This is a genomic window from Streptomyces sp. ALB3, assembly GCF_044385685.1.
Classification (GTDB): domain Bacteria; phylum Actinomycetota; class Actinomycetes; order Streptomycetales; family Streptomycetaceae; genus Streptomyces.
Window position 1 is genome coordinate 616,389 of sequence record NZ_JBISCE010000027.1, and the last position, 24,433, is coordinate 640,821.

Below are 24,433 nucleotides of genomic sequence, written 5' to 3' on the forward strand. Positions count from 1 at the left end.
TTACTTTGCGGCCTTCATTGCTGCGACGAACTGCTCAGGAGTGGTCTTGCCGGCGAACAGCTTGCTGATCTCCGTGAGCAGCGGGGTGGCGTACTGGGCTTCGAGTGCCTGGTCCCACGAGAGGGTGAAGCTCGGGGCCTTCTGCACCATTTCGTACTGGTCGGTGGCGAACTCCGGGTTGGGTGAACCGCTCAGCATGGCTGCGGCGTTGGACGTGGTGGGGACGTCGCCGTTGTCGACGAGGGCCTGTGCGTAGCTCTTGGAGGCCATCGCCTTCAGGAAGTCGATGGCGGCCTCCTTGTGCTTGGTCCGGGCGTTGACCGACCAGTAGTTGGTGGGGTTGCCCACCACGTTGGCCGGGTCACCGACGCCGCCGGCGACCGTCGGGAAGCCCGTCCAGCCGAGGTGCTTCTCGGCGAACTCGGGGGCCTTGCCGAGCTGCGTCGAGTACTCCCACGAGCCCATGAGGTGCATCGCAGCCTTGCCCTTGTTGAGCAGGGTCGGCGCGCCGCCGTTGCCGTAGTCGACCGAGTTGAAGTTCTTGCCGAAGGCTCCGTCGTCGATCAGCTCCTTGACGGTCTGGGCCGTCTTGAGCACGGCGGGGTCGCCCCAGCCCGCGGTGTCGCCGTCCTGGATCTTCTTGAAGACCTCGGGGCCGCCGATCCGGTCCAGCAGGTACTCCATCCACATCAGCTCGGGCCACTTGTCGGCGCCGCCGAGCGCGAAGGGGGTGATGCCGGCGGCCTTGAAGGTCTTGATGGCGGCCTGGAGGTCTTCCCAGGTCTTCGGCGGCTCGATCTTGTGCTCGGCGAACAGCGTCTTGTTGTAGAAGAGCATCACGGGCTGCATGCCGCGCATCGGCACCCCGTAGATCTTCCCCTCGAGGCTGCCGGCCGTCATCACCGAGGGGAGGAAGCCGTCCTTGAGGGTCGCGTCGTTCTTGACCGTGGACGTCAGGTCGACCAGGTCCTTGGAGTCGACGTACGGCTTGATGGAGCCGCCGCCCCAGTTGAAGAAGACGTCCGGAGCGCTGGGCGAACCCATGGCGCTGCGCAGCTTGTTCACGTAGTCGGTGCCGGGCACCGACACCAGCTTCACCTTGACCTTCGAGGTCTTGTTGAACGTGTCGACCGCGGCCTGCTGAACCTTGACGGCGTCGTCGCCGTAGACATAGGCGGTGATGGTTCCGCTGTCACTGCCACCGCCTCCGGATCCGCAGCCGGCCAGCAGCCCCGCCATGGCCATCGCCGCACCTGCTGCGGCCCATCTCGTCGTACGTGTGCCCTGAGCGAATATCCCCGACCGCATGACCGCACCTCTGTCGAATGTTTCGGCTTGCCTTTCGAATGTTGCCGGAACCGTACGGTCGCGTTTCGGGCCAGTCAAGAGGGCGGGAGCAAGGATTTACGAACCTCGCCCGGACGCGTATGCGGGACGGCGAGGGAGCTACGATTCATGCATGAGCCCTGCAAAGGTCCAGCCCCAACAGGAGAAGGCGTCCGCCGACGAGTCGTCGGAGAGCACCGCCACGCTGGCAGAGATCGCCCGAGCGGCCGGAGTCTCGGCTCCGACAGTTTCGAAAGTGCTGAACGGCCGCGCCGACGTCGCCCCCGGTACGCGCACGAGGGTGGAGGAGCTGCTGCTGAAGCACGGTTACCGCCGCAGGCGCGGCGCCTCCCAGCAGTCCCAGCTGATCGACCTGGTCTTCCACGAGCTGGACAGCGCCTGGGCGATGGAGGTCGTCCGGGGGGTCGAGAACGTCGCGAGGGAGGAGGGGCTGAGCCTGGTCCTCTCGGAGAGCGCCGGCCGGCTCACCCCCGGCCAGACCTGGGTGGACGGCGTGCTGGCGCGCCGCCCGGCCGGAGTGATCCTGGTGCTCTCCGACCTCGACGCGGCGCAGCGCGCCCAACTGACCAGCCGCTCCATCCCGTTCGTCGTCGTCGATCCGGCGGGCGACCCCGGGGACGACATCCCCTCGGTGGGGGCGGCCAACTGGCAGGGCGGCCTGGCTGCGACCCGCCATCTGACGGGTCTGGGCCACCGGCGGATCGGCGTCATCGGCGGGCCCACGCGCATGATGTGCAGCCGCGCCCGCCTTGACGGCTACCGAGCCGCCCTGGAGACCTCCGGTGTGCCGATGGACCCCGAGCTGGTCCGCGAGGGCGAGTTCAACCACGAGGACGGCTACACCGCGGCCCTGGAACTGCTGCGCCTGCCAGAACCGCCCACGGCAATCTTCGCCGGGAACGACCTGCAGGCCCTCGGCGTCTACGAGGCCGCGCGCGAGCTGGGGCTGCGGATTCCCGAGGACCTCAGCGTGGTGGGCTTCGACGACCTGCCCCTCACCCGCTGGATCGGGCCGCCGCTCACCACGGTGCGCCAGCCCCTGATAGAGATGGCCGAGACCGCTGCCCGTCTCGTCCTGGACCTGGGACGCGGCAGGCAGCCCGCGACGACCCGGGTCGACCTGGCCACGAGCCTGGTGGTCCGCAGCAGCACGGCTCCGCCGGCGAGCTGAGAAGGGCTCGTGCCCCACTGCCGGCCGTGCCGGGTGCCCGGGCGCCTCGGTGGGTTCGGGGAGGCCCGGCGCGGTGAGCGTTCGTGCCGTCTCCCCTCACGGACGCCGGCCCGGCTCCGGCCCCGGGCTGCCGCTCCGGCCTGCCGCGACCGCTGCGACCTGGGCCGACACCGCATTTCCCCGCCGGTGTCAGTGCCCGGGTGCAGACTGGCCTCATCCGGCACAACGGCGTTTCGGGAGGTCCTCTCATGACCGATGTTCTGCTCACCGTGGGCACGCGCAAAGGACTCTTCATCGGCCGCAGACACGGCGGCTCGTGGGAGTTCGGCGATCCTCATTTCAACGCCCAGGCGATCTACTCGATCGGGATCGACTCCCGTGGGGACACGCCCCGGCTGCTGGTCGGAGGCGACAGCGCGCACTGGGGCCCGTCCGTCTTCCACTCCGACGACCTGGGTGCGACCTGGGTGGAGCCGAAGCAGCCGGCCGTGCGGTTCCCGCAGTTCACGGAGGCGTCGTTGGAGAGGGTGTGGCAGCTGCATCCCGCCGGCCCCGAGGCCCCTGGCGTGGTGTACGCGGGCACCGAACCCGCGGCGCTGTTCCGGTCGGACGACCGCGGCGAGTCGTTCGAGCTGGTCCGCCCGCTGTGGGAGCACCCGACCCGGTCCGCATGGGTTCCCGGCGGGGGTGGGGAAGGGCTGCACACCATCCTGACCGACCCGAGGGACGCCGGCGCGGTGACCGTCGCCGTGTCCACCGCGGGAGTGTTCCGCACCGAGGACGGCGGCGAGCGGTGGACACCGTCCAACAAGGGCGTCTCCGCCGTCTTCCTGCCGGACCCGGATCCTGAGTTCGGCCAGTGCGTGCACAAGGTGACCCGGGACGCGGCCGACCCCGACCGGCTCTATCTGCAGAACCACTGGGGAGTGTTCCGCAGTGACGACTCCGGGGGGAACTGGAAGGACATCGGCGCGGGCCTGCCCTCCGACTTCGGTTTCGCCGCCGCCGCGCACCCGCATCGCGCCGACACGTTCTACGTGTTCCCGATCAACGCCGACGCGGACCGCGTCCCCGCCGGGCGCCGATGCCGGGTGTTCCGGACGCAGGACGCGGGAGAGACCTGGGAGCCTCTCACCCAGGGCCTTCCGGACGGCGACCACTACGGCACGGTGCTGCGTGACGCGCTCTGCACGGACGACGCCGACCCGGCAGGCATCTACTTCGGCAATCGCAACGGCGAGGTGTACGCGAGTGCGGACGACGGTGACAGCTGGCAGCAGCTGCTCTCGCACCTGCCCGACGTGTTGTGCGTGAGGGCGGCGGTTCTCGGCTGACCGCTCGGGCCGTCATCCGGTGGACCGGCGGCCGGCGCGTGCGCCTCCCCGGCGGTCCGCCGGGCCCCGGACACGCGCCGGGCGGGCACCGGCACTGCCGGCGGGCGACCCGCTGCGGTGCGGGCGGGGTGCCCGCCGGGGCACCCCCCGGCCGGCTCAGCCTTCGGCCGGCTCCGCCTCGGTCGGTACACAGAGCACCGGGACGGTCGACAGGTGCAGGAGCTTGTGCGGGGTGGAGCCGAGCAGTGCCCCGCGCATCGGACTCTCGCCCCAGCTGCCCACGACGATGACTCTCGCCGCGTGCCGTGCGGCGGCCTCGATCAGCGCCTGCGCCGGACTCAGGTCGATGACCTCGACGACGGCCGGTACGCCGGCCTCCTCGGCCGCGGCGACCGCGTGTTCCAGCCCCGTGCGCCCGGCTTGGCGGATGGCCTCGTAGTGGGCGCGGTACTCCTCGCCGGTGGGGCCGGGCGGTGCCGCCCCGTAGACCAGGACGAGCCGCTCGCCGAAGGCGGCGGCCACCTCGACCGCCGCCCGCAGGGCGCGTGCGGCACCGGGCGACTCGTCGTATCCGAGGACCACGGACATCTCAGCGCTCCTTGCCGTGGACGAGGCGGGGGTCGACCACACCGCGGCGCTCCGCCCAGAAGGGCGACCGGCCAAGTCGCAGTGCCACCATGATCACCACTCCGGCGAGGACGATGCAGATGCCGATGACGAGCGGCGGGCCGAGTCCGAACCACGAGGTCCCGCTGTAGGAGTTCGCCGGGTCCGCCATGTCGATGACCGACCGGACGAGCAGCCAGGTCAGCAGTCCGGCTCCGACCAGCGGTCCGATTCCGATCAGGAGGAGGTTGCGCGTGCTCTCGGTGAGGTGGCGGCGGTAGTAGACCGCGCAGGCCACTCCCGTGAGCGCGTAGTAGAAGGCGATCAGCAAGGAGAGTGCCGTCAGCGAGTCGAAGAGCGCGTTCTCACTGATCCGGTTGACCACGAGGTACCAGGCGATGGCGATGGCAGCCACCCACCACGTGCTCACGTCGGGGGTACGGAACCGTGGGTGGATGCGTGCGAAGTGGGCGGGCAGGGCCTGGCGGCGGGCCATCGACAACGCTGTGCGCGACGCGGGAATGATGGTGGTCTGCGTCGAGGCGAGCGCGGAGGTCGCGACGGCGAGCAGGACGACCCAGTCCCAGCCCCCCATCACCTCGCCGGCGAGCAGCGCGAAGACGAACTCTTCCTCCTCGGCGTTGTCGGCCAGGTATTCCGTCCCGGCGAACGCGACGACCGCGAAGCCGACGGACAGGTAGGTCACCAAGAGGATGACGGTCGACCACACACCCGCTTTCCCGGGGGCGGTCGCCGAGTCCTCGACCTCCTCGGTGAGGTTGACGGCGGATTCCCAGCCCCAGTAGATGAAGACGCCGAGCAGCAGCCCACCCGTGAGCGCCGCGCCGCCCGCTCCGAAGGGGTTGAGCCACTCCGCCGAGGGTTCGACGGAGTCGAAGGAGGTCGTTCCCGCGTAGACGCGGTAGAGCGCCACGACCACGAAGACGATGAGGAACGCGACCTGCGCCAGGATCAGCACGTTCTGCACCCTGGCCGACAGCTCGGTACCGATGACGCACACCGCTGTCATCACGATGATCAGGAGCACGGTGAGCAGTTGGCGTACGAACGCGTTCTCGGCCCAGCTGTCGAGTCCCACGGCCAGCAGACCGAAACTGACGGCGACGTCCGCGAGCGACCCGACCACGAGCACACCGGTCATCGCGATGGCCCATCCCCCGAGCCATCCGGTCCACGGGCCCAGCGCGCGGGTCACCCAGGAGAACGTCGTCCCGCAGTCCTGGTCGGCCTTGTTCAGATAGTAGAAGGCCGAGGCGATGAGCAGCATCGGTACGAAGGAGGCGAAGAGCGCACCCGGCGCGTAGACGCCGACCAGGGCGACGATCGGGCCGATGACGGCGGCCACCGAGTAGGCCGGTGACGTGGCGTTCAGTCCGATGACCAGCGCGTCGACGAAGCCGATCGCGTTCGGCTTCAGACGTGCGGTGGGTGCCGGCCCGGCGGGGTCCGCTGTCATGTCCCTCGCTCCGGTCACAGGCTAGAGGAGTAGGCGGAATACGTCGGTCCGATGCTATGGACGTACTCCCGGGGGCGCACGTCCGGCGAGGGTTCCGGGTGAACAGGGACGCCTCACCCCACGTAGCCGCTCGCGCCTGGCCCAGGTGGCACGCAACGGTCAGCACGTCGGGGGACGGTCGCGGTGGCACGGCCTCGGCACGGGGCTGTCCGGGGCCGGGACGTCCGCCGTGTGAGGCTACGGACGGGCGTCCAGCCGGTGCTGGAGCGAACCGTCCGGGCCGAAGACGTCGAGCAGATAGCCCTTGTCCAGCGACAGTCCCTCCTCGCTTCGGAGGAAACCGGTGACCGAGTCCTTCAGTTCGTCGAAGGTCCGGGCGCTCTCGTCCGGGTCGCGTGTCCACACGACGAGCAGGGGGACACCGCCGGGCCCGGCACTCCTCCGGATGCCGTACACCCTCTGGTCCCCGCCCCCGGCCCGGTAGCGCTCCGCCACCCGCGCGGCGGCACCGGGCGCGAGCGTGGTCGTGGCGGTGGGGCCGGCCGTGGCGGGGGCACGGCTCTCATCCGTTCCGTCATCGGCGGTGCAGCCCGTGAGCAGGGTGACCGCTCCGGCAGCGATGAGGACGGCGGTACGAATGATGCGCTTCATGCCATGAGCATCACCGTCACCGAGGCCGGACGGCGGCGTTCCGCACGGCTGTTGTCATTCCGTAGCAGGACGTCGCCCGCCCGTCGGCCGCGCCGCAGGCGCACGGCCCGCCGTGAGCGGGCCCGCGGACCCGCTCACGGCAGACGCCAGTTCACCGGTTGCTCCCCCGCGTTCACCAGATACTCGTTGGTGCGGCTGAAGGGCCGCGAGCCGAAGAAGCCGCGGTCCGCCGACATCGGTGAGGGATGAGCGGATTCGACCGCGGGCAGTGCGCCGAGGAGCGGCCGCACATTGCGGGCGTCGCGCCCCCACAGCACGGAGACCATCGGTTTGCCCCGGGCGGCCAGGGCGCGGATGGCCTGCTCGGTCACTTCCTCCCAGCCCTTGCCGCGGTGGGCGGCGGGTTTGCCGGGTGCTGTCGTGAGGGCGCGGTTGAGGAGCAGCACACCCTGCCGCGTCCAGGGCGTCAGGTCTCCGTTGGAGGGCCTGGGAAGACCCAGATCGCTGTGCAGTTCCCTGAAGATGTTCTCCAGGCTGCCCGGCAGTCGCCGTACGTCGGGTGCCACCGCGAAACTGAGACCGATGGCCATACCGGGTGTGGGGTACGGATCCTGACCCACTATCAGGACGCGCACGTCGTCGAAGGGCTGCTGGAAGGCGCGGAGCACGTTCTGCCCCGCCGGCACATACGTGCGCCCGGCGCCGATCTCGGCACGGAGGAAGTCCCCCATCGCCGCGATCCGGTCGGCCACCGGCGCCAGCACCTCGGCCCAGCCGGGCTCCACAAGTTCACTCAACGGTCGCGCTGCCACAGCCGTCACTCTACCGGCCTATCGGTCGGATGATCACGCGCTCCCCACGGCCCCGGGCCGGGCGGTAGGGTGCCGCTCGTCGTCAGTCCTCCACCCCCGGAGTCCGTCCATGAGGTCGCGCAGGCGTTCGTCCGCAGACAGCGGTGCCGGTGGCTCCCGATGACCGGGCGGACCGGTCTCCCGGCCACCGGTCCGCTCAGGTGAACCCCGCACCCGGGGATTTCGCCCTCGCCGTGGACTCCGGCGGTTCGGGGCTGCGTGTGGCGCTCGGCCCGGTGGGTGAGGAGCACCCGCCGTACACCGCCCTCTGCGCCGAACCCGTACGGACGGGCACGGACGGCATCGACGCCGGCCATCTGCTGGAGCAGCTCCTTCCCACCGCCCGCCGACTGCTGGGGCGGGCGGGCCCCGGGGCGGCCGTCACCGCTGCGGCGATCGGTGCCGCGGGAATGGCGACCCTCGGCGGACAGTTGCGCGCTCAGCTGCCGGACGCCCTCGAAGGCGCGCTGGGTGTACGGAGGGTGGCGCTGGCCGCCGACGCGGTGACCGCGTACGCCGGGGCGCTGGGACAGCGGCCCGGCGCGGTCGTCGCGGGCGGTACGGGCATGATCGCGCTCGGCACCGATCTCATGGCCTGGCGCAGGGCGGACGGCTGGGGGCATCTGCTGGGTGACAGCGGGGGCGGTGCCTGGATCGGCCGGGCGGGGCTCGATGCCGCGATGCGGGCGCACGACGGGCGGCGCGGTGGTTCGCCGGCACTGCTGGCCCGGCTGGAGGCGCTCTTCGGGCCGGCCACCGGTCTTCCGGGCCTGCTCTATCCGCGTACGGACCGTCCCGCACTGCTCGCTTCGTTCGCCCCCGAGGTCGCGGCCTGCGCCGCCGGAGACGGGATCGCGGCAGGGATCCTCCGGGAGGCGGCGGCGCACATCGCCGAAGCGGCGGCCGCGGTGTGCCCCCGCGCCCCCGGCCGCGACGGCTGCGAGGTCGCTCTGACCGGCGGGCTGTTCCGCATGGGCGAGCCTCTTCTGGAGCCGCTGCGCGGAGAACTCGCCCGACAGGTCCCGCAGGCGCGTGTGGTCCCGGCGGAAGGCGACCCGCTGCACGGTGCGCTGAAGATCGCACGGGCCCTCGCGGGCCCGGGACTGCGGCTGCCACCCCACCCGGCCCTGCTCTTCATACCGGGAGTAACCTAGACGATCCGAGCGGTCGGCCGTCCGGTACAGAGCGGGTCAGTCACTCAGCTATGCCACTCAACAGACATAAATGGACAGATGACGTCCGGCCGCCCCCTCCCCGAACGGAGGGGCACCCAAAACCAGTAGCATGCGGCGCCATGAGCACCCCCACTGGGCCCGCTTCCGGCCTGCCTGTACGAATGCCGCGACCTCGCCAGTCCGGACGGCACCGCCGCCCGGAGCCCGTGGTCGCACCTGAGGGCGCTGCCGCGCTCGTTCTTGCCGTTCCCGGTACCCCTTCCCCGGCCTCGCGCAGCCTGGCCGAGGAAGTGATCAGCATCGCCCGTTCCGAGTTGCCCGGTCTGAACGCCCGCATCGGCTACCTCGACGGCGACGACACCGAATTTCCCGCACTCGCCTCCGTCCTCACCCATGCCGCCGTCGAACGCACCGCGCGTTACGAGCAGGCCATCGCCGCGGGCCGCGAGGTCGCCGAGCCCACGGGGCCGTCGGCCGTCGTGGTGCCGCTGCTCGCGGGGCCCGACAGCGCCCTGATCCGGCGCATACGGCAGGCCGTCATGGACAGCGGCACACAGGCCGAGCTGACCGACGTACTGGGTCCGCACCCGCTGCTCGCCGAGGCGCTGCACGTGCGTCTCTCGGAGGCGGGTCTGGCGCGCGCCGACCGCGCGAGGCTGTTCACCGTGGCGACCGCGGCCGACGGCATCGTGCTCGCGACGGTCGGGGGCGAGGAAGCCGTGCAGGCCGCCGGGATCACCGGCATGCTGCTGGCCGCCCGTCTCGCCGTGCCGGTGATGGCCGCCGCACTGGACGTGGAGGGCTCGGTCGCCTCGATCGCGGCGCAGCTGCAGAACTCCGGCTCCGCGCAGCTCGCGCTCGCGCCGTACCTGGTGGGCCCGGAGATCGACGCGGGACTGCTGGACGCCGCCGCCAAGGAGGCCGGCTGCGCGACCGCCGAGCCGCTCGGGGCGTACCCGGCCATCGGCAAGCTGGTCCTCTCGCTGTACGCGACGACGCTGGGCATCACCCCCGCGACGCCCCAGGGCGCCCAGGTGCACTGATCGGCGCCCTCCCGCCGGCCGTACGGCCCCGGCGCGGACCGGTCCTCTCCGGTCCGCGCCGGGCGCGCCCCTCGTCCCTCGCGCGGACGCGTCGCCGACGGGACAGGGCGTCAGGCGAAGACGACGCAGGAGGCGGCCGGGACCTCGATGGAGCCCGCGTGCGCCGGGATGCCGGTCTCCGCGTCCACCGCGAACCAGCTGACGTTCCCGGAGTGCTCGTTGGCGACGTACAGCCACTGTCCGGTGGGGTCGAGGGTGAGATCGCGCGGCCAGCGCCCGCCGCAGCCCACGGCGGCCACCAGGACGGGCTTCTCCGCCGTCTCGTCCAAGGTGAGCACCGAGATGCTGTCGTGCCCGCGATTGGCGGTCCACAGGAACCGGCCGTCGCGCGAGACCACGACCTCCGACGGATACGTGCGCACGCCCTCACCCTCGTCGTGGTCCTGCGGCAGCACCTGCGTCTCCCCCAGCGGTTCGAGGGTGCCCTCGGCCGCGTCCCAACGGCACACCGTGACTGTCGGCTCCAGCTCGTTCAGGACGTATACGTGTCCCCCGGACGGGTGAAAGGCCAGATGACGCGGCCCTGCTCCCGGTCGCAGTGCCGTCTCGGCGTGCAGGCGCAGGGAGCCGGTCCCGGGGTCGAGGGCGCAGACACGCACGGAATCCGTACCGAGGTCCACGCTCAGCACCCAGCTGCCGGTCGGATCGGCCAGCACCTGGTGCGCGTGCGGGCCGGTCTGGCGGTCGTCGTCAGGACCACGGCCCTCGTGCCGCAGCACGCCGGACGCCGGGCCGGGCGAGGCGTCGTCGCGCAGGGGCAGCGCGGTGACGCTGCCGGAGCCGTAGTTGGCCGTGAGCAGATGACCCGCCGTGAGCGCCAGATGGGTGGGACTGCTCCCGTCGACCGGCCGGGCCTCCCCGATCAGCCTCGGCGTGCCGTCGTCGTCGATGCCGAATGCCGCCGCGGCGCCGTCGGAGGTCTCACTGACCGCGTACAGCACGGTCCCGCCCGCCGCCGGAGCATGGCCCACCGCGAGGAAGGACGGATCGGTCACGACGTCCGTGGAGTCGAGCACGGACAGTGCCCCGGTGTCCCGGTCGACAGCGGCGACGCTGATGCCGCGGCCTCCCGCCGAGGTGAACGACCCTATGAATGCCCGCTGTGCGCTGTCGGCGCCCATCACGCTGCCCCTCTTCACGTCCGTCACGATCTTCCCGGCCGACGGTAGCAGGCAGCGTTTTCCGGTCCGGACCAGAACGGGGCGCGGTGGCCGGGTCAGGCGCCGATCAGCGGAGCGCGAGGGGAGCTGTGCAGCGGCGCGGCGAGTTCGGCGAGCGCCCTCTCCAGGCTGTGCAGGTGGGCCAGCGCAGGTTCGACGACACCTGCGGGCGGCAGCGCGCCGACAGCGGAGGCCGTCGCGGGACCCTGCCTTCGCACGGGCGCCGTCAGGGCCTCCACCGAGGCTTCCACGCGCCAGCAGGCGGCGGCCAGCCGGGCGTCGTGGGACGCCTCCGGGTCCGCCGCGACCGACGCCAGACCGCGCACCTCGCGTGCGCACACGTCGAGGAGCGCCAGCACCTGAGCGGCGCGTGCCTTACGGGCGCGGAACGGGCTCAGCGGATGGACGAGCGGGCCGAGGGACAGGCGTACCCGTCCGAGGAGTGCCTCCAGTTCGGCGACGCGGGGGCCGGGGTCGGCGGTCGCCGAGCCCGCGAGCCGTGCGGCGGCCTCCGCGGTGCAGGCGTGCACGCAGCGCAGGGCTCGCTGGATCCAGGCGTCGGTGGTGGCGTGGGTGGTGACCGGCAGCACGAGGAGCACCGCCACCATCGCGCCGAGTGCCCCGACGCCGGTCTCCACGAGGCGCAGCCCCAGGAGGGCGGGGTCGAGGACGCCGAGCAGCCCGTAGAGAGTTCCCGCCAGGACCGTCACCGAGAACATCATCCAGGTGTAGGAGACGGCGGCGGTGTAGAAGATGCCGAAGACACCGAGGGCCACGAGGGCGGCGGAGGGCAGCGTCGCACCGTGCAGCGGCGCGATGACGGCCAGACCGACGGGGATGCCCGCGAGCGTTCCCAGGACGCGGCGGAAGCCGCGGACCAGCGTCTCGCCACGGGACGCCGTATTGACGAAGACCCACCAGGTGGCCCCCACGGCCCAGTACCAGCGCTCGCCCGAGAGGAACTGTCCCGCCAGCAGGGCGAGTGCTCCGCCCACCGTCGCCTGGACCGCCTGGCGTGTGGTCGCCCGGGCCAGCCCCCGTCCGGCGGCCGGCGCGACGGCTGCGGCGACGGGCCGCCCTCGCTCGTAGCACCAGAGACCGAAGCGGACGGCCGAGGAGACGAGCAGCGAGAGCAGGACGGCGGAGTAGAGCTCCGGAAGCTGTTCCGGCAAGGCGTGGAGGAACTGGGTGATGAAGAAGGCCATGAACGCGAAGACCCCGAGCGAGTGACCGCGCGGCCCCCAGCGCCGGGCGTAGACGCCCACACCCATGACCGCGAGGAAGGCCAGGTCACGCGCCACCGGCAGGTCGTGCAGCACTGCGGCGAGGGCGAGGACGGGAAGTCCGGCCGCCGGCAGGAGCGCCGTCGTGACCGCCTGCCCGCGCACGGTGGGGTCGGTCACCGTGAAGAGGGCCAGCAGGGCCGCGAGTCCGCCGGTGATGGCACCGACGAGTGAGTGCCCGGCCAGGCCGCAGACCACGACGGCCAGCCCGATCCCGAGGACGGCCCTGGTCGCGTGGCGCAGCCGCAGCCGCCCCGGATCCGGTGCCATGAACGCCCTCTTCAGCACAGCTTCCCGCCCCTTCTCATGAAAAAGGGCGCCACGGAATCCGCAGCGCCATCGACGCGTACATCAGACCACGCTCTCGGCTGCTGGCTCAACAGCGGCCGGACGGACTGAGCCATTGGCCCAGCGATTCCTCCACATCACGTACCACCGATCGGCCATTGGCCGGGCTTTCCGCCCGGATCGCCGAGGATCGCGGAGGATCGCAGAGGGGCGGGCCCCGGGCGGCCCCTTCGAGGCATCGGCTGCCCGAGGGCGCGCCTCCCCCTGAGGCGGCTGAGCCCCGGCCGCCCTTCCGCTCGGGCGACCGGGGCGTCGCGGTGGGATCAGGAGACCGGCGGCATCTCCGTACTACGCGAGTCGAGGCCGGAGCGGAGGTTGACCCAGCTGCCCCGGGTGAAGTCCGGGAAGGCGACCGGACGGCCCTTGTTTGCCAGAGACATGACACTCAGAGGAACCGGAGCGCACCAGGAGGCCGAGTCGTACACGTCGATGTCCGGCACCAGCCCCGCACGCATCAGCTGCACCGTGCGCCACTGGAGGACGTAGTCCATGCCCCCGTGACCGCCGTTGTTCTCCGCGTCGTCCCCGATCTTCTTCCACAGCCAGTGGTCGAACTCCTTGCGGTAGGCGTCGAAGTCCCGCCACGAGTGACCGCTGTGGTCCGGCTCGACGTAGATCCGCCCGCCGGTCGCCGACGTACCCGCGTAGTCCTCGAAGATGCCCCGGCTGCCCGCGAGCGTGTTGATGCGGCTGTACGGGCGGGGTGAACTGACGTCGTGCTCGGCCCTGATGGTCCTGCCCTTGGCCGTCTCGATCGCGCAGCTCACCAGGTCACCGTTGACGTACGTCTCGCGCCACGAGGGGTGCGACCTGGGCACGAAGCGCTCCCGGTAGTCGGCGAGACCCTTCGGCGCGGTCGCGGTGGCCTTCAGGGTCGTCATGCGGTCGCCGCGGTTGATGTCCATGGCGGCGGCGATCGGCGCGAGGCCGTGCATGGCGTAGAAGGAGGCGGTGCTCCGGGTGTGCCAGCGCCGGCGCCACGCGTCGGTGTAGTACGTGTCGGAGAAGAGCAGCTCACGCAGGTCGTGGAGGTAGCCGCCGTGACCGTTGGTGAGCTCACCGAACAGGCCCTCGTGCGCCATCCTCAGCATGGCCAGCTCGTTGCGGCCGTAGCTGCAGTTCTCCGACAGCATCAGGTTCCTGCGCGTGCGCTCCGAGGTGTCCACGAGGTCCCACAGCTCGCGCAGCTCGGTGGCGACGGGGAGTTCCACGACGGCGTGCTTCCCGGACAGGAGCGCGGCCTTGCCCTGTTCGTAGTGGAACTCCCAGGGAGTGGCGACGTAGACGAGGTCGATGTCGTCGCGTCGCAGCATCCTGGCGTACGCGTCCGCCGATCCGCCGTACACCGCCGGGCGGGGCTTGCCGTCGGCCACCAGGCCGTCAGCCGTACGCTCGGCGCGGTCGGTACGGATGTCGCAGACGGCCGTGACCACGCAACCGGGGACGGCCGACCAGCCCGTGGTCATGCCCGAGCCCCGGTTGCCGAGTCCGATCACGCCGACCCGGACGGTCCTGTACGGCTCGAACGGCACGTTGATCATCGACTTCTGGCCGGGACGGCGGCCCGGGACCGCGGCGGCGGCCGTCTCCGCCGACGACGACGTGGCCGCCGCCGCGCCGGCGGCCGATCCGAGACCGGCCACGACGGCTCCTGTGGCCAGCGTTCCTCCGAGTAGCAAGCGGCGCGGGACGGCGGGGATTTCGGGCATGGCGAGACACTCCTCGATGCGTGACCGGCAGCACTGGCGGGGACGACTCTGGCCGTGGCGCCATGCACGTGTCAATAGATGCTCGAAAGAACCGCGTTACGAACAAAATCAAGCATCCAGCGGGCGGAAGTGCGCACCCCGGCTCGGCGTTGCGGGGACGGCCGGTTTCCGCTCCCGGTGTGCGCCCGGGGACGGAGAGGGCGGCCGGGGCCGGCTCCCCGCCGGGCATGGGCTTCACGGCGAGGGGGAGCGGCCGGCGTGAGCGGCCGGCACCGGCGGCGCGGGCGGCACTCGGGGCGAAGGAGCCGGGGCGCGAGACCGGCCCGTGAGCGGCGGTCACGGAGAGGCGGAAGGCACCCTCCTACGGCCCGAGGCCCGCCACCGACGTTCAGAGCGGCTTGAGCCGGGTGCGAAGGAGGCAGAACTCGTTGCCTTCGGGGTCGGCAAGGACGTACCAGCTCTCGCCGCCGGTCTGGCCGACGTCGGCGGGCTCGGCGCCGAGAGCGAGCAGGCGTTCCAGCTCCGCGTCCTGGTCGCGGTCGGTGGCGTTGACGTCGATGTGCAGGGGCAGCTTCCCTGCCCGGGGGCTGCCGCCCGCGCTGAGGACGAGGGTGGGCTGCGGGCCGCCGAAGCCGACGTCGGGCGGCCCGATCTCGATGCTTCCGTCGTCCTCACGGCCGAGTTCGACGTAGCCGAGGACCTCGCTCCAGAACGCGGCGAGCCGCTCGGGGTCGGCGGCGTCGATGACCAGCTCGCTGATGCGGCATGCCATGGCGGCAGTGTACGCGGGCCTCCGGAGCCGCGCCGGGGGCGACGCCGGGGCCCGTCGCGTGGCCATCGGGTGACACGGACCCGGTTCAGCCGTGCTTCCGTCCGCGCTCCGGAAGGTCCTTGACGAAGACGATCCCGTCACTGTCCGCCAGGTGGGCCGGATCGAACGCCGAGTAACCGAACCAGGGGGACACGCGCGCCGCGGGCCGCATACCGCCGAGGGCGGCGGCCAGGCGCTGGGGGTCGATGACACAGCGGTCCGCCGGGAGCCCGTACAGGAGTCCCTCGACGGTGTCCGGGGACGGAGTGTCCACTCCCCGGTGCCGGATCGTGCCGACGGCCGTGGCCACGAAGGCGTACTCCGCGCCGAGCCGTGCGCTCACCAGCGCTCCGGCGCTCCACCACTCCAGCAGGTCGCCACCCATCCGCATGGAGCTCTTCTCCCGCTGGAGATGGGAGTTGTGGGCGTGGACGAACACCGGACCCCGGGCCGCGGCAGCGAGAAGGCTGCGGGCCATCATCTGGTCCCGCAGAGCCACCAGCCGGGTCATGCGCGCCGGTGAGGCGTCGGCCATCCAGTGGTGGTAGCGCAGCAGGCCGGTCGCGGTGCGCCCGTACAGCCGGGCCCGGTCCCACTCGTCGGGCGAGGACTCCTCGATCAGGTGCGGCGCCTGCGCGTCGAGCAGGGCGGCCATGTCGTCGGCGAGCAGCCGAAGCCGGCCGGCCTCGGCCGACCGCCCCACCGACCGGGCCGGGTCCAGCATCGCGGCGGGTTCGGTCCACCGGTCGTCGGTGCCGAGCAGCCGGTCGAGCGTTTCGGCGGTGCAGGGCAGCAGTTCGGCCCCGATCCGGGCCGCGAGATAGCCGTGGAGTGCGGCGAGGGCCTGTCGGGGGCTCTCGGCGGCGGTGATCTCCATCGGGCCGTCGAACCCTGCGAAGCGAAGCCGCTCGGAGGCTGGCCGGCCGTCGTTGTACGCGCGCATCCATCCCACGAGCTCACGATTGGCCGGGGACGCGCCCCAGCCGTGGCTGAACCCGTTTTCCATGACCTCGTCGAGCGTGCCGGCGCCCGATGCGATGTGGTCGTCCACGACCAGACCCCTCAGGCAGTCGCTCTCGATCGCGATCGTCCGGTAGCCGTCCTGCTCGACGAGCTGCCGGAAGAGTTCGTTGCGCAGGTCGAGCAGAGCGTCCTCGCCGTGCGTGGGCTCTCCCAGGGCGAGCAGCCGGGGCCGCGTCGGCAGGAGCCTCATGAGGGCGGCTGCCTCGACGGTGTGGGCCGCGGATTCGATGTCGGAAATCATGCGTTGAACGCTATCGTTGAACACACGGTGTGAACTTTTCTCGATTCGCCCGCGATATGGTCGGCCTCATGGGGCGAAACCTTCAATCCGGTGATCGGCTCAGACCGGTGGACCTGGCGCGCGCGCACGGTCTGTCCACGCAAGCGGTCAGGAACTACGAGGGGGCCGGCATCCTTCCGGCCGCCGACCGCACCCCTCACGGCTACCGCACGTACACCTCGCTGCACGCCATGGCCCTCGGCGCGTTCCTCGCCCTTGTCCCCGGCCACGGCCACCGGGCGGCGGCGTCGGTCATGCGGGCCGTGAACGAGGGATCGGTCGACGCCGCGCTCCGCCACATCGACGAGAGCCACGCCCAGCTGCTCGACGACCGGCGGACCCTCCAGGCGGTGGAGAACGCACTCCGTGGCCTCGAGCCCGTCACGGCACCTGAGCCGGCCGAGGTGCCCTCCCCCGGCGGCATGTTCATCGGGCAGCTGGCCGGCAGCCTGGGAGTCCGGCCCGCGACCCTGCGCGCGTGGGAGCGCGCCGGGCTGGTACGCCCGCTCCGCGATCGGCGCACCGGGTACCGCGTCTACCACGGAGCCGACGTGAGGGACGCCCGGTTGACGCACCAGCTCAGGCGCGGCGGTTACCTGCTGGAACAGATCGCGCCGCTGATCGCCCAGGTGCGTGCGGCCGGCGGACCGGAGCCTGTGGAGGTCGCGTTGCGCGACTGGCAAGGCCGGCTGTCCACCCGGGGGCGGGCGATGCTGAGCGGGGCCGCGGAGCTCGACGCGTACCTGCGCGTCCGCAGCAGCAGCACCGGGGGGCCGGGGAGCGGCGCCGATCCGGGAGGCCACCCGGGAGCCGTACCGGCCGGGGCGGGCCGGGCCCCCACGGCCGCCGCGACCTCCCGGGCCACCTGAACCCGGGCGGGAGCAGCGCTCAACGCCCGTACGTGGTGCGGCAGAGGTCGACGATGTCGGCGGACGCGACCCCCTGCCCTCTCGCGCAGACGGTGCGCATGTCGTACGTCGGCCGTGGCTGGGCCCGGCGGGGCGTTCCCACGCGCCGGGGCGGCCCGGGACGGGCGGGGGCCACGCGTCCAGGCCGGTCCCCCGCGTCCTGGCGAGCCGGGGGCGCGGCCACGCCCGCGCCCCCGGCGGGTGCGCGCACCTTCTCGCCCTGGCTCTTCCGCTTCTTGCCGCTCGCCCCCTCCGGCCGCGCCTCGGTCCTGCCCAGGGCGTCATGGACCGCCGGCGGTGCGGTGGGTGCCGTCGACGCCTGCGCGGCGGGGGCGTTGCCGGGACGCGGGGAGGCTACGGACGCGGGCCGCCCCGCCGAGCCCTGGACGGAGACGCAGCCGGCCGTGCTGAGCACGGCGACGAGCACGAGCGACATGGACCGCAGATTCATGACCTGGTCAACGACGAGCCGCCCGACCGGACACGTCGGAGTGCCGGTCCCGGACGGACGGCCGCCGATCAGTCGGTCAGGCCGGACCGGGCGACGCCCAGCGCACGGTGGATGGTGCGGGACAGTGAGGCCCGCCGCGGATCCGAGCCCGACGCCCACTGCTCGACCGCGACGCGCAGCGCGCCGTTGAGGGCGGTCGCCTGTACCCGTGGTTCGAGGTCGTCCGGCCCGCGGCCCGTCCGCTCGGCGATGACCTCGGCGAAGACCAGTTCCGCGTCGTGGTGGACCTGGAGCCACACGGCGCGCAGCCCGGGCTCGGTACGGGTGAGGAGGACCAGACCGCGCAGCGCTTCCGCGTCCGCGTCGGCCGCCGGGTCCGGGAGGGGGGACGGCGCGCCGACGACGGCCTCCACCAGCGGCCGGTCCCGTGGCCAGGCCCTCATCAGTGCGGTGACGAAGTCGAGCGCGTACGTCAGGAGGGGGCTGACGCAGAGTTCCTTCGACGAGGTGTAGCGCCACAGGGTCCGCTGCGAGATCCCCGCCGCGGCGGCGATGTCGTCGGCGGTCGTGGCGGCGACGCCCCGCTCGGTGAAGAGACGTACGGCTTCTCGGGCGATCTCCAGCCGGGTCGCGGCTTTGCGGCGCTCGGTCAGTGGAGGGCGGCCGAGCCGGGCCCCGCCCCCGGCCGCGGTCACTCCGGCGGCCGAGGCAGCCTCCTGTGCCACTGCGGCGTGCACGGGTTCCACGGTTCTCGGCCACCTTCCTTCCGGCTCCGCCCATCGTATCGGCACCTTTTCCGGCATGGGTCGCCATCTTGGCGCACTGTGCCAGAAAAGGTAGCGTGCAGGCACAGTCACCGGACACGAGGAGCATCACGTGAGCGTTTCCACCAGCGGCCCGGGCCGCGGCGTCGTCGTCACCGGCGGCGGATCAGGGATCGGCCGGGCCACTGCCCTGCTGTTCGCGCGGGAGGGCGCCGGCGTCCTGATCGCCGACGTCGACGGGACGGCGGCCCGGGCCGTCGCCGAGGAGGTCGAGCAGGCGGGCGGGACCGCGGTGACCGTGATCGGGGACCTGCGGGAGCAAGCCGTCGTCGACCGGGTCGCGGCCACGGCGGCCGAGGAGTTCGGCGGGATAGACGTCCTGGTCAACAACGCCGGGGTCATGGACAGCATGTCGGCGGCGGCCGACACCGGGGACGACGAGTGGGAGCGCGTCATCGGCATCAACCTCACGGCCCCGTTCCGCCTCACGCGCGCCGTACTGCCGTACATGCTCGACGCGGGGAAGGGCGCCGTCGTCTTCACCGCCTCCGAGGCCTCACTGAGGGGCAGCGCCGCAGGCGCCGCGTACACGGCGTCCAAGCACGGCATCGCGGGGCTGACCAAGTCGCTGGCGGTCATGTACCGCGACAAGGGCATCCGCTCCAACGCCGTCGCACCCGGCGGCACCGTCACCAACATCCGGGTCGACGCCGACCGGGGCGCCCACGGACCGGCGGCCCTCGCCCCCTACATGGGCGCCGTGGGGTCACCCTCCCGCGCGGAGGAACAGGCGGCGGCGATCGTCTTCCTCGCGTCGGACGCGGCGAGCAACATCAACGGGGCGATCCTTCCCGTCGACAACGGCTGGTCCGCGGTCTGAGTACCCCGGCCCCGCGGGCGCGCCTGCGAGCAGGCGTGACCCCCTGACCGAAAACCCACGCACCGCCGGTCCGAGGACCACAGGCCGCCCCTTCAGCCGCTCGCGGCCCGCCCACCGGAACACTCGCACAGACGTGGACCCCTTCCCCTTCGGCCGTGCGCGCACGGCCGCGACAGCACGGACGGCGGACGTTTCCGGCCATTGTCCGCTCCCCCCTCAGGCCTCCAATGTGCATCAACCACACAATGTGTACTATGCACTTCGAGGTCGGCGGGAGGCCGGCTCATCCGCCCGGTACGCCGCTTTCCCTCCTCTCCGAGCCGTGCTCCCACGGCCGGCACGGATCCTCACCGCACGCCCCGAACCCTTCCACCACCGCCGCGCGAACGCCGACGCACCGGCTCCCCGCACCCAAGAGGAACGAGGCCCGTATGCCCTCCCCCCACACCTCCCCTCCGCCCGCCGGCCCTGGTCACGACCTGGGCTTCGACCTCGAGGAGTTGCGCCTGAAGTACCGCGCGGAGCGTGACCGGCGGATCCGGCCCGACGGCAGTGCCCAGTACCGGCGGGCCGCCGGTGAGTTCGGCTACTACGACGCAGACCCCCACGCCGATCCGCACTTCACCCGGGAACCCCTGAGCGACCGGGTCGACGCGGTGATCGTCGGCGGCGGGTTCGGCGGCCTCCTCGCCGCGGCCCGGCTGCGTCAGGCGGGCGTCGAGTCGATCCGGGTCATCGAGAAGGGCGGGGACTTCGGGGGCACCTGGTACTGGAACCGGTACCCGGGCATCCACTGCGACATCGACTCCTACACCTACATGCCCCTGCTCGAAGAGGTCGGCTACGTCCCCCAGTGGAAGTACGCCCCGGGCGAGGAGATCCGCGAGCACTCACAGGCGATCGCACGGCACTTCGACCTCTACCGCGACGCCTGCTTCCAGACCGTGGTCACCGAACTGCGCTGGGACGACGACGCGTCGGAGTGGACGGTCACCACGGACCGCGGGGACAGCATCCGGGCCCGTTACGTGGTGGTGTCCAGCGGGACGCTCAGCCAGGCGAAGCTCCCCGGAATCCCGGGCATCGAGAGCTTCGAGGGCCACACCTTCCACACCAGCCGCTGGGACTACGCGTACACCGGGGGCGATCAGCACGGCGGTCTGGTGGGCCTCGCCGACAAGCGCGTGGCACTCATCGGCACCGGCGCCACGGCCGTCCAGGTCGTTCCGCACCTCGCAGCCGACGCGGCCCACGTCTACGTGTTCCAGCGCACCCCCTCCTCGGTCGACGTCCGCGCCAACCGGCCCACGGATCCGGAATGGGCCAAGTCCCTCCGGCCCGGGTGGCAGCGGCGGCGGATGGAGAACTTCCTCCAGGTCGTCACCGGCCGCCCGGTCGACGAGGACCTGGTGGACGACGCCTGGACGAGCACGGCCCGCCTGCAGGAGAAGCTCATCCCGACCGACGCGTACGCCGATGTCCCGGCCGAGGAACGCGAACGGGCTTACGAGATCGCCGACTTCCAGAAGATGAACGAGATCCGCGCCCGTGTGGACGCCCTCGTGGAGGACAGGGACACCGCCGAGAAGCTCAAGCCCTGGTACCGCTACATGTGCAAGCGGCCCACGTTCAGCGACCACTACCTCCAGACCTTCAACCGCCCCGACGTCACTCTCGTCGACACCGCGGACAGCCACGGTGTCGAGCGCATCACCGGCAACGCCGTGGTGGTCGGCGGCGTCGAGTACGAGGTGGACTGCATCATCTTCGCGACCGGGTTCGAGGTCGGCGTCTCCGGCGTGATGTCCGGGAAGCTCCCTGTCCACGGGCGGGGCGGAGTGTCCCTCCTGGAGTCCTGGGCCGCAGGCCCGAAGACGCTCCACGGCTTCTACAGCCACGGCTTCCCCAACTTCTTCCAGCTCGGCCCGCTGCAGAACGCCAGCGCCGTCAACTACGTCCACATCCTCGACGAGCAGGCCTCGCACGTCGCCGCCGTGGTCGCCGAGTCGTACAAGCGCCGCGCCCGGCACGTCGAGCCCACCGTCGAGGCGCAGGAGGAGTGGGTGGCCACGATCCGCCGGAAGGCACCCGGCCTCCACGCCTTCCAAGCCGAGTGCACCCCCGGCTACTACAACAACGAGGGCAGGCCGCGTGCGCGCAGCGAGTCCTTCGGGGACGGGCCGGTCGCCTTCCACGAACTGCTCAGGACCTGGCGCGAGGGCGACGGGATGAACGATGTCCTGGCCGAGGCGGAGTGACGGGCATGCGCGAGAACGACGAGCAGGCGTCCGCCCGTCCCAGCCGGTACGACGGGGGCGGGCCGCCGGTCAGCGGCCGCCGGACCGCCGAGAGGCTCAACCCGGCCAATCCGCTCTGGGGGTCCAACGGCATCGCTTTCGGCCCGGACGGGCGGCTGTACGTGGCCGAGTTCCTGGGAGGCAGGATCAGCGCGGTCGACCTCGCGGCGGGCGAACTCGACGTCGTCGTACCGGCGGGCGGGCCTGTCCGGTCGCCGGACGACCTCGCGTTCGGAGCGGACGGCTCGATGTACATCGCCGACCTGGTGCCGGGCCGGGTCTGGCGGCGCAGCGTCCAGGGCGAGTACGCGCTGGTCAGCGAGGAGGTCAAGAACCCCAACGGCATCACCTGCGTCGGTGACCGGCTGTTCGTCAACGAGATGAAGCCCGACGGCCGGCTGCTGGAACTCTTCCCGGACGGCGGTGAGCCGGTCGTGCTCGCCGAGGGGCTGGCCATGGGCAACGCGATGCAGCGCGGGCCGGACGGGTACCTCTACTACCCGCACATGATGAGCGGGCAGGTCTGGCGCGTCCCTCCGGACGGCGGTGAGCCCGAGATGGTCGCCGACCAGGTCGACCGGCCGGTCGCGGTGCGCTTCGACCGAGGCGGTGTGCTGCACGTCCTGTCGCTCGGGCCGGAGGGCGGAGTGACCCGCGTCGACCTCCACGGCACCGGGTCCAGGACCCTGGTCACCAGTGGCGTGACAGGCCTGGACAACGCGGCGTTCGACGCGGAGAACCGGATGTTCGTGTCCAGCTACGCCAGCGGCGGCATCACCGAGATGCATCCCGACGGGCGGACCCGGGTGATCGTGCCCCGGGGCTTCGACGGCCCCTACGGCGTCGCGGTCGGCCCGGGCGGCTCGGTGTACGCCGCCGACCACTACCGGGTGGCGAGCCCCTCGGTCCCCCGTGGGGACGACGCCGCCAAGCCTGGGGACGCGGGCGAGCCCGTCACCCACGTCCTGGCGCCGTTCGTCCACGGCATCGCGGCGGAGGGCGGACTCCTGCATCTCACCTCACAGTTCGGGGAGATCCGGACCTACGATCCCGGACAGGGGTCGATGCGCACCCGCGTGGGAGGCCTGAACCGGCCGATGGGTATCGCCGTGAGCCCGGCCGGATCGCTGGTGGTCGCCGAGACGGGCGGCGGACGGGTGCTGGCGGTCGGCCAGGACGACGTCGTCAGCGTGCTCGCCGAGGGGCTGGACCGCCCGGTCGACGTCGCTTTCGACACAGCGGGGAGGTGTTACGTCACCGACGAGCGGGCGGGCACGGTGCTCAGGCTCGAACAGGACGGCGGGACGGCCGTCGTCGCCGACGGGCTCGACGCACCGCAGGGGCTGACGGTCCTGGGTGACGAGCTGTACACGGTGGAGACCGGGAAGCGCAGGGTCCACGCGGTGTCCCTCACCACCGGGGCGAGCCGGATCGAGGCCGAGAACCTCCCGGTCGGCTCTTCACCGCACGCCGCCCCTCTCCCGCCGGGCGCGGAGCCCGCGCTCTTCACCCACGGCCTGCCCGGCCTCGCCCGCCGTTTCGCCGGGATCGCGGCCGCACCGGACGGTTCGCTCGTCCTGTCGGCCGACGGTGAGGGCACCGTCCTGCGGCTGACCCCGTCAGGACCCCGCTGACGGCGCACGGCGTGGCCGCTCCGCCGGTGCGCACGCGCGCACCGGCGGAGCGGCCACGGTCAGTCGACATACGACTCGAGCGTGCCGCGACGGCGGACGTCGAGCGTGGCGCAGTGGAACGAGCCTCCGAACGGCGCGTAGTTCAACAGGTCACAGGGGATGGGTTCGAACCCCCACTTCTCCAGCGCGCGCAGCATGCCCGTGTGACGCCGTTCAGCGATCACCCGCTTCTCGTCGATCATGAGGACGTTCATGCTGAGCCATTTGCCGCACAGCGAGGTGATCCTGAGCAGGCGGTCGTCGATCGGGTCGGGCTCGGGGGCGATCAGGATGTCCCACGATCTCAGCACCTCGGGCAGGTGGTCGACATCGACGTATTCGGGGTTGACCAGCACCTTGCCCGGAGCGAGCACGAGGAACGTCGTGTCGATGTGCATGGGGGTGCGGCAGCGGCTCTCGATCTGGTGGATGCGATAGCCGGGCCCGAGGTGGCGGCGCAGCCAGTCGATGCCCATCAGGTTGGTGACGTTGCTGCGCGTGACGAACAGGTCGCGGCCCGCCCGTACGAAATCCGCCGCGTCGAACACCGGCTCGAATTCGGTGAGGATGTAGCGCATCGGCTCACCGGCGCCGGGGGCGCGGAAGTCCGCGTCGAACAGCTCGTCGGTGAGCTGCGGTTTCGGCGCCGCCGTCCAACGCGCCCCCCGCCGGAAGTAGTCCTTGAGGAGCGCGCGGTAGGAGTGGGTCTCGAAGTACCGGCACGGCCAGGCCATCGGGGTCTCGATGATCTCGTCGCCGACGACGAGCATGCTGTCACGGGGACAGGTGTTGCAGAATCCGCGCGACTGCCAGTCGGGGGTGCTGAAACGCTGCCTGTGGTCGACTGCGTCCGGGCGCGTGACCGTGACACCCAGGGACTGGAGCAGGGCGACGAACTGGTCGAGTTCGGTCTGCGCCCGCTCGACCAGGAGGCGCGGGTAGCTGAAGCCCGAAGCGAGGCCCTGCAGCCGTGCCGCCCAGGGCGGGATGTTGCACGCCACGACCGGATGGCTGGAGGGGATGGCCGCACCGTCGAGTCTCCCGACGATGATCTCTTCCAGTGGGTCCCACTCGTTGTGTGAATTCACCGGCGAGGCGAGAGCCATGTTCCACTGCTTTCGGTCACAGAAC

General features: G+C 71.8%; 21 protein-coding genes. 8 read left to right on the forward strand and 13 right to left on the reverse strand.

Annotated features, from left to right (window positions below; genetic code table 11):
• Positions 1-1,245, reverse strand: a complete 1,245-nt coding sequence (locus ACHFIV_RS17925) for an extracellular solute-binding protein (RefSeq protein ID WP_398969609.1) — start codon at positions 1,243-1,245, stop codon at positions 1-3.
• A 214-nt stretch (positions 1,246-1,459) separates the two neighbouring features.
• Here ACHFIV_RS17925 and ACHFIV_RS17930 point away from each other — a divergent pair, with 214 nt between their 5' ends.
• Positions 1,460-2,518 (forward strand): LacI family DNA-binding transcriptional regulator, encoded by a 1,059-nt coding sequence (locus ACHFIV_RS17930; RefSeq protein WP_398969612.1) that lies wholly within the window; start codon positions 1,460-1,462, stop codon positions 2,516-2,518.
• A gap of 248 nt (positions 2,519-2,766) precedes the next feature.
• On the forward strand, positions 2,767-3,852 hold the full coding sequence (locus ACHFIV_RS17935) for a WD40/YVTN/BNR-like repeat-containing protein (RefSeq protein WP_398969615.1): 1,086 nt from the start codon (positions 2,767-2,769) through the stop codon (positions 3,850-3,852).
• 156 nt (positions 3,853-4,008) lie between these two features.
• On the opposite strand, the gene ACHFIV_RS17940 is transcribed toward ACHFIV_RS17935, so the two are convergent.
• From ACHFIV_RS17940 to ACHFIV_RS17955, 4 genes are all read right to left on the reverse strand, one after another.
• A complete protein-coding gene (locus ACHFIV_RS17940; protein WP_398969618.1) occupies positions 4,009-4,440 on the reverse strand; it encodes a universal stress protein in 432 nt (143 codons plus the stop codon).
• A gap of 1 nt (position 4,441) precedes the next feature.
• Positions 4,442-5,935, reverse strand: coding sequence for an APC family permease (locus ACHFIV_RS17945; protein ID WP_398969620.1), 1,494 nt, complete (start codon positions 5,933-5,935; stop codon positions 4,442-4,444).
• A gap of 237 nt (positions 5,936-6,172) precedes the next feature.
• Entirely contained in the window at positions 6,173-6,586 is a 414-nt protein-coding gene (locus ACHFIV_RS17950; RefSeq protein ID WP_398969622.1) for a hypothetical protein, read from the reverse strand.
• Positions 6,587-6,720: 134 nt separating this feature from the next.
• The gene (locus tag ACHFIV_RS17955; RefSeq protein WP_398969625.1) at positions 6,721-7,398 is read right to left on the reverse strand and encodes a uracil-DNA glycosylase; all 678 of its coding nucleotides are present in this window, start codon (positions 7,396-7,398) and stop codon (positions 6,721-6,723) included.
• Positions 7,399-7,598: 200 nt separating this feature from the next.
• On the opposite strand from ACHFIV_RS17955, the gene ACHFIV_RS17960 reads away from it, so the two are divergent.
• The gene (locus ACHFIV_RS17960; protein WP_398969628.1) at positions 7,599-8,591 is read left to right on the forward strand and encodes an N-acetylglucosamine kinase; all 993 of its coding nucleotides are present in this window, start codon (positions 7,599-7,601) and stop codon (positions 8,589-8,591) included.
• A 140-nt stretch (positions 8,592-8,731) separates the two neighbouring features.
• Complete coding sequence (locus ACHFIV_RS17965; protein WP_398969631.1) at positions 8,732-9,655, forward strand: sirohydrochlorin chelatase; 924 nt, start codon at positions 8,732-8,734, stop codon at positions 9,653-9,655.
• Positions 9,656-9,765: 110 nt separating this feature from the next.
• Here ACHFIV_RS17965 and ACHFIV_RS17970 read toward each other — a convergent pair whose 3' ends face one another.
• The 5 genes from ACHFIV_RS17970 to ACHFIV_RS17990 form a co-directional block, all read right to left on the reverse strand.
• Positions 9,766-10,836: a lactonase family protein gene (locus ACHFIV_RS17970; RefSeq protein ID WP_398969737.1), complete on the reverse strand. Its 1,071-nt coding sequence runs from the start codon at positions 10,834-10,836 to the stop codon at positions 9,766-9,768.
• Positions 10,837-10,931: 95 nt separating this feature from the next.
• Positions 10,932-12,446: an FUSC family protein gene (locus ACHFIV_RS17975; RefSeq protein WP_398969633.1), complete on the reverse strand. Its 1,515-nt coding sequence runs from the start codon at positions 12,444-12,446 to the stop codon at positions 10,932-10,934.
• Positions 12,447-12,769: 323 nt separating this feature from the next.
• Complete coding sequence (locus ACHFIV_RS17980) at positions 12,770-14,215, reverse strand: Gfo/Idh/MocA family protein (RefSeq protein WP_398969636.1); 1,446 nt, start codon at positions 14,213-14,215, stop codon at positions 12,770-12,772.
• 388 nt (positions 14,216-14,603) lie between these two features.
• Positions 14,604-14,987, reverse strand: a complete 384-nt coding sequence (locus tag ACHFIV_RS17985; protein WP_398969639.1) for a VOC family protein — start codon at positions 14,985-14,987, stop codon at positions 14,604-14,606.
• Positions 14,988-15,072: 85 nt separating this feature from the next.
• A complete protein-coding gene (locus tag ACHFIV_RS17990; RefSeq protein WP_398969641.1) occupies positions 15,073-16,290 on the reverse strand; it encodes an erythromycin esterase family protein in 1,218 nt (405 codons plus the stop codon).
• A 68-nt stretch (positions 16,291-16,358) separates the two neighbouring features.
• Here ACHFIV_RS17990 and ACHFIV_RS17995 point away from each other — a divergent pair, with 68 nt between their 5' ends.
• Entirely contained in the window at positions 16,359-17,198 is an 840-nt protein-coding gene (locus ACHFIV_RS17995; protein WP_398969644.1) for a TioE family transcriptional regulator, read from the forward strand.
• Positions 17,199-17,217: 19 nt separating this feature from the next.
• Here ACHFIV_RS17995 and ACHFIV_RS18000 read toward each other — a convergent pair whose 3' ends face one another.
• Positions 17,218-17,673: a hypothetical protein gene (locus ACHFIV_RS18000; protein WP_398969646.1), complete on the reverse strand. Its 456-nt coding sequence runs from the start codon at positions 17,671-17,673 to the stop codon at positions 17,218-17,220.
• Positions 17,674-17,756: 83 nt separating this feature from the next.
• The gene (locus ACHFIV_RS18005; protein ID WP_398969740.1) at positions 17,757-18,383 is read right to left on the reverse strand and encodes an acyl-CoA-like ligand-binding transcription factor; all 627 of its coding nucleotides are present in this window, start codon (positions 18,381-18,383) and stop codon (positions 17,757-17,759) included.
• A gap of 181 nt (positions 18,384-18,564) precedes the next feature.
• Here ACHFIV_RS18005 and ACHFIV_RS18010 point away from each other — a divergent pair, with 181 nt between their 5' ends.
• The 3 genes from ACHFIV_RS18010 to ACHFIV_RS18020 all read left to right on the forward strand — a co-directional run bounded on the left by ACHFIV_RS18010 (position 18,565) and on the right by ACHFIV_RS18020 (position 23,263).
• Positions 18,565-19,332, forward strand: coding sequence for an SDR family NAD(P)-dependent oxidoreductase (locus ACHFIV_RS18010; RefSeq protein ID WP_398969649.1), 768 nt, complete (start codon positions 18,565-18,567; stop codon positions 19,330-19,332).
• Positions 19,333-19,763: 431 nt separating this feature from the next.
• Positions 19,764-21,590 (forward strand): flavin-containing monooxygenase, encoded by a 1,827-nt coding sequence (locus ACHFIV_RS18015; RefSeq protein ID WP_398969652.1) that lies wholly within the window; start codon positions 19,764-19,766, stop codon positions 21,588-21,590.
• 5 nt (positions 21,591-21,595) lie between these two features.
• Positions 21,596-23,263 (forward strand): hypothetical protein, encoded by a 1,668-nt coding sequence (locus ACHFIV_RS18020; protein WP_398969655.1) that lies wholly within the window; start codon positions 21,596-21,598, stop codon positions 23,261-23,263.
• 59 nt (positions 23,264-23,322) lie between these two features.
• Here the strand turns inward: ACHFIV_RS18020 and ACHFIV_RS18025 are convergent, their stop codons facing one another.
• Positions 23,323-24,408 (reverse strand): amidinotransferase, encoded by a 1,086-nt coding sequence (locus ACHFIV_RS18025; RefSeq protein ID WP_398969656.1) that lies wholly within the window; start codon positions 24,406-24,408, stop codon positions 23,323-23,325.
• Positions 24,409-24,433 lie beyond the last annotated feature (25 nt).

What these genes read in the sequence shown, in the direction of transcription:
- ACHFIV_RS17925 (WP_398969609.1), bottom strand. Translation starts at nt 1,245, where the DNA reads ATGGCCATGGCGGGGCTGCTGGCCGGCTGCGGATCCGGAGGCGGTGGC.
- ACHFIV_RS17930 (WP_398969612.1), top strand. Translation starts at nt 1,460, where the DNA reads ATGAGCCCTGCAAAGGTCCAGCCCCAACAGGAGAAGGCGTCCGCCGAC.
- ACHFIV_RS17935 (WP_398969615.1), top strand. Translation starts at nt 2,767, where the DNA reads ATGACCGATGTTCTGCTCACCGTGGGCACGCGCAAAGGACTCTTCATC.
- ACHFIV_RS17940 (WP_398969618.1), bottom strand. Translation starts at nt 4,440, where the DNA reads ATGTCCGTGGTCCTCGGATACGACGAGTCGCCCGGTGCCGCACGCGCC.
- ACHFIV_RS17945 (WP_398969620.1), bottom strand. Translation starts at nt 5,935, where the DNA reads ATGACAGCGGACCCCGCCGGGCCGGCACCCACCGCACGTCTGAAGCCG.
- ACHFIV_RS17950 (WP_398969622.1), bottom strand. Translation starts at nt 6,586, where the DNA reads ATGAAGCGCATCATTCGTACCGCCGTCCTCATCGCTGCCGGAGCGGTC.
- ACHFIV_RS17965 (WP_398969631.1), top strand. Translation starts at nt 8,732, where the DNA reads ATGAGCACCCCCACTGGGCCCGCTTCCGGCCTGCCTGTACGAATGCCG.
- ACHFIV_RS17970 (WP_398969737.1), bottom strand. Translation starts at nt 10,836, where the DNA reads ATGGGCGCCGACAGCGCACAGCGGGCATTCATAGGGTCGTTCACCTCG.
- ACHFIV_RS17980 (WP_398969636.1), bottom strand. Translation starts at nt 14,215, where the DNA reads ATGCCCGAAATCCCCGCCGTCCCGCGCCGCTTGCTACTCGGAGGAACG.
- ACHFIV_RS17985 (WP_398969639.1), bottom strand. Translation starts at nt 14,987, where the DNA reads ATGGCATGCCGCATCAGCGAGCTGGTCATCGACGCCGCCGACCCCGAG.
- ACHFIV_RS17990 (WP_398969641.1), bottom strand. Translation starts at nt 16,290, where the DNA reads ATGATTTCCGACATCGAATCCGCGGCCCACACCGTCGAGGCAGCCGCC.
- ACHFIV_RS17995 (WP_398969644.1), top strand. Translation starts at nt 16,359, where the DNA reads ATGGGGCGAAACCTTCAATCCGGTGATCGGCTCAGACCGGTGGACCTG.
- ACHFIV_RS18000 (WP_398969646.1), bottom strand. Translation starts at nt 17,673, where the DNA reads ATGTCGCTCGTGCTCGTCGCCGTGCTCAGCACGGCCGGCTGCGTCTCC.
- ACHFIV_RS18015 (WP_398969652.1), top strand. Translation starts at nt 19,764, where the DNA reads ATGCCCTCCCCCCACACCTCCCCTCCGCCCGCCGGCCCTGGTCACGAC.
- ACHFIV_RS18020 (WP_398969655.1), top strand. Translation starts at nt 21,596, where the DNA reads ATGCGCGAGAACGACGAGCAGGCGTCCGCCCGTCCCAGCCGGTACGAC.
- ACHFIV_RS18025 (WP_398969656.1), bottom strand. Translation starts at nt 24,408, where the DNA reads ATGGCTCTCGCCTCGCCGGTGAATTCACACAACGAGTGGGACCCACTG.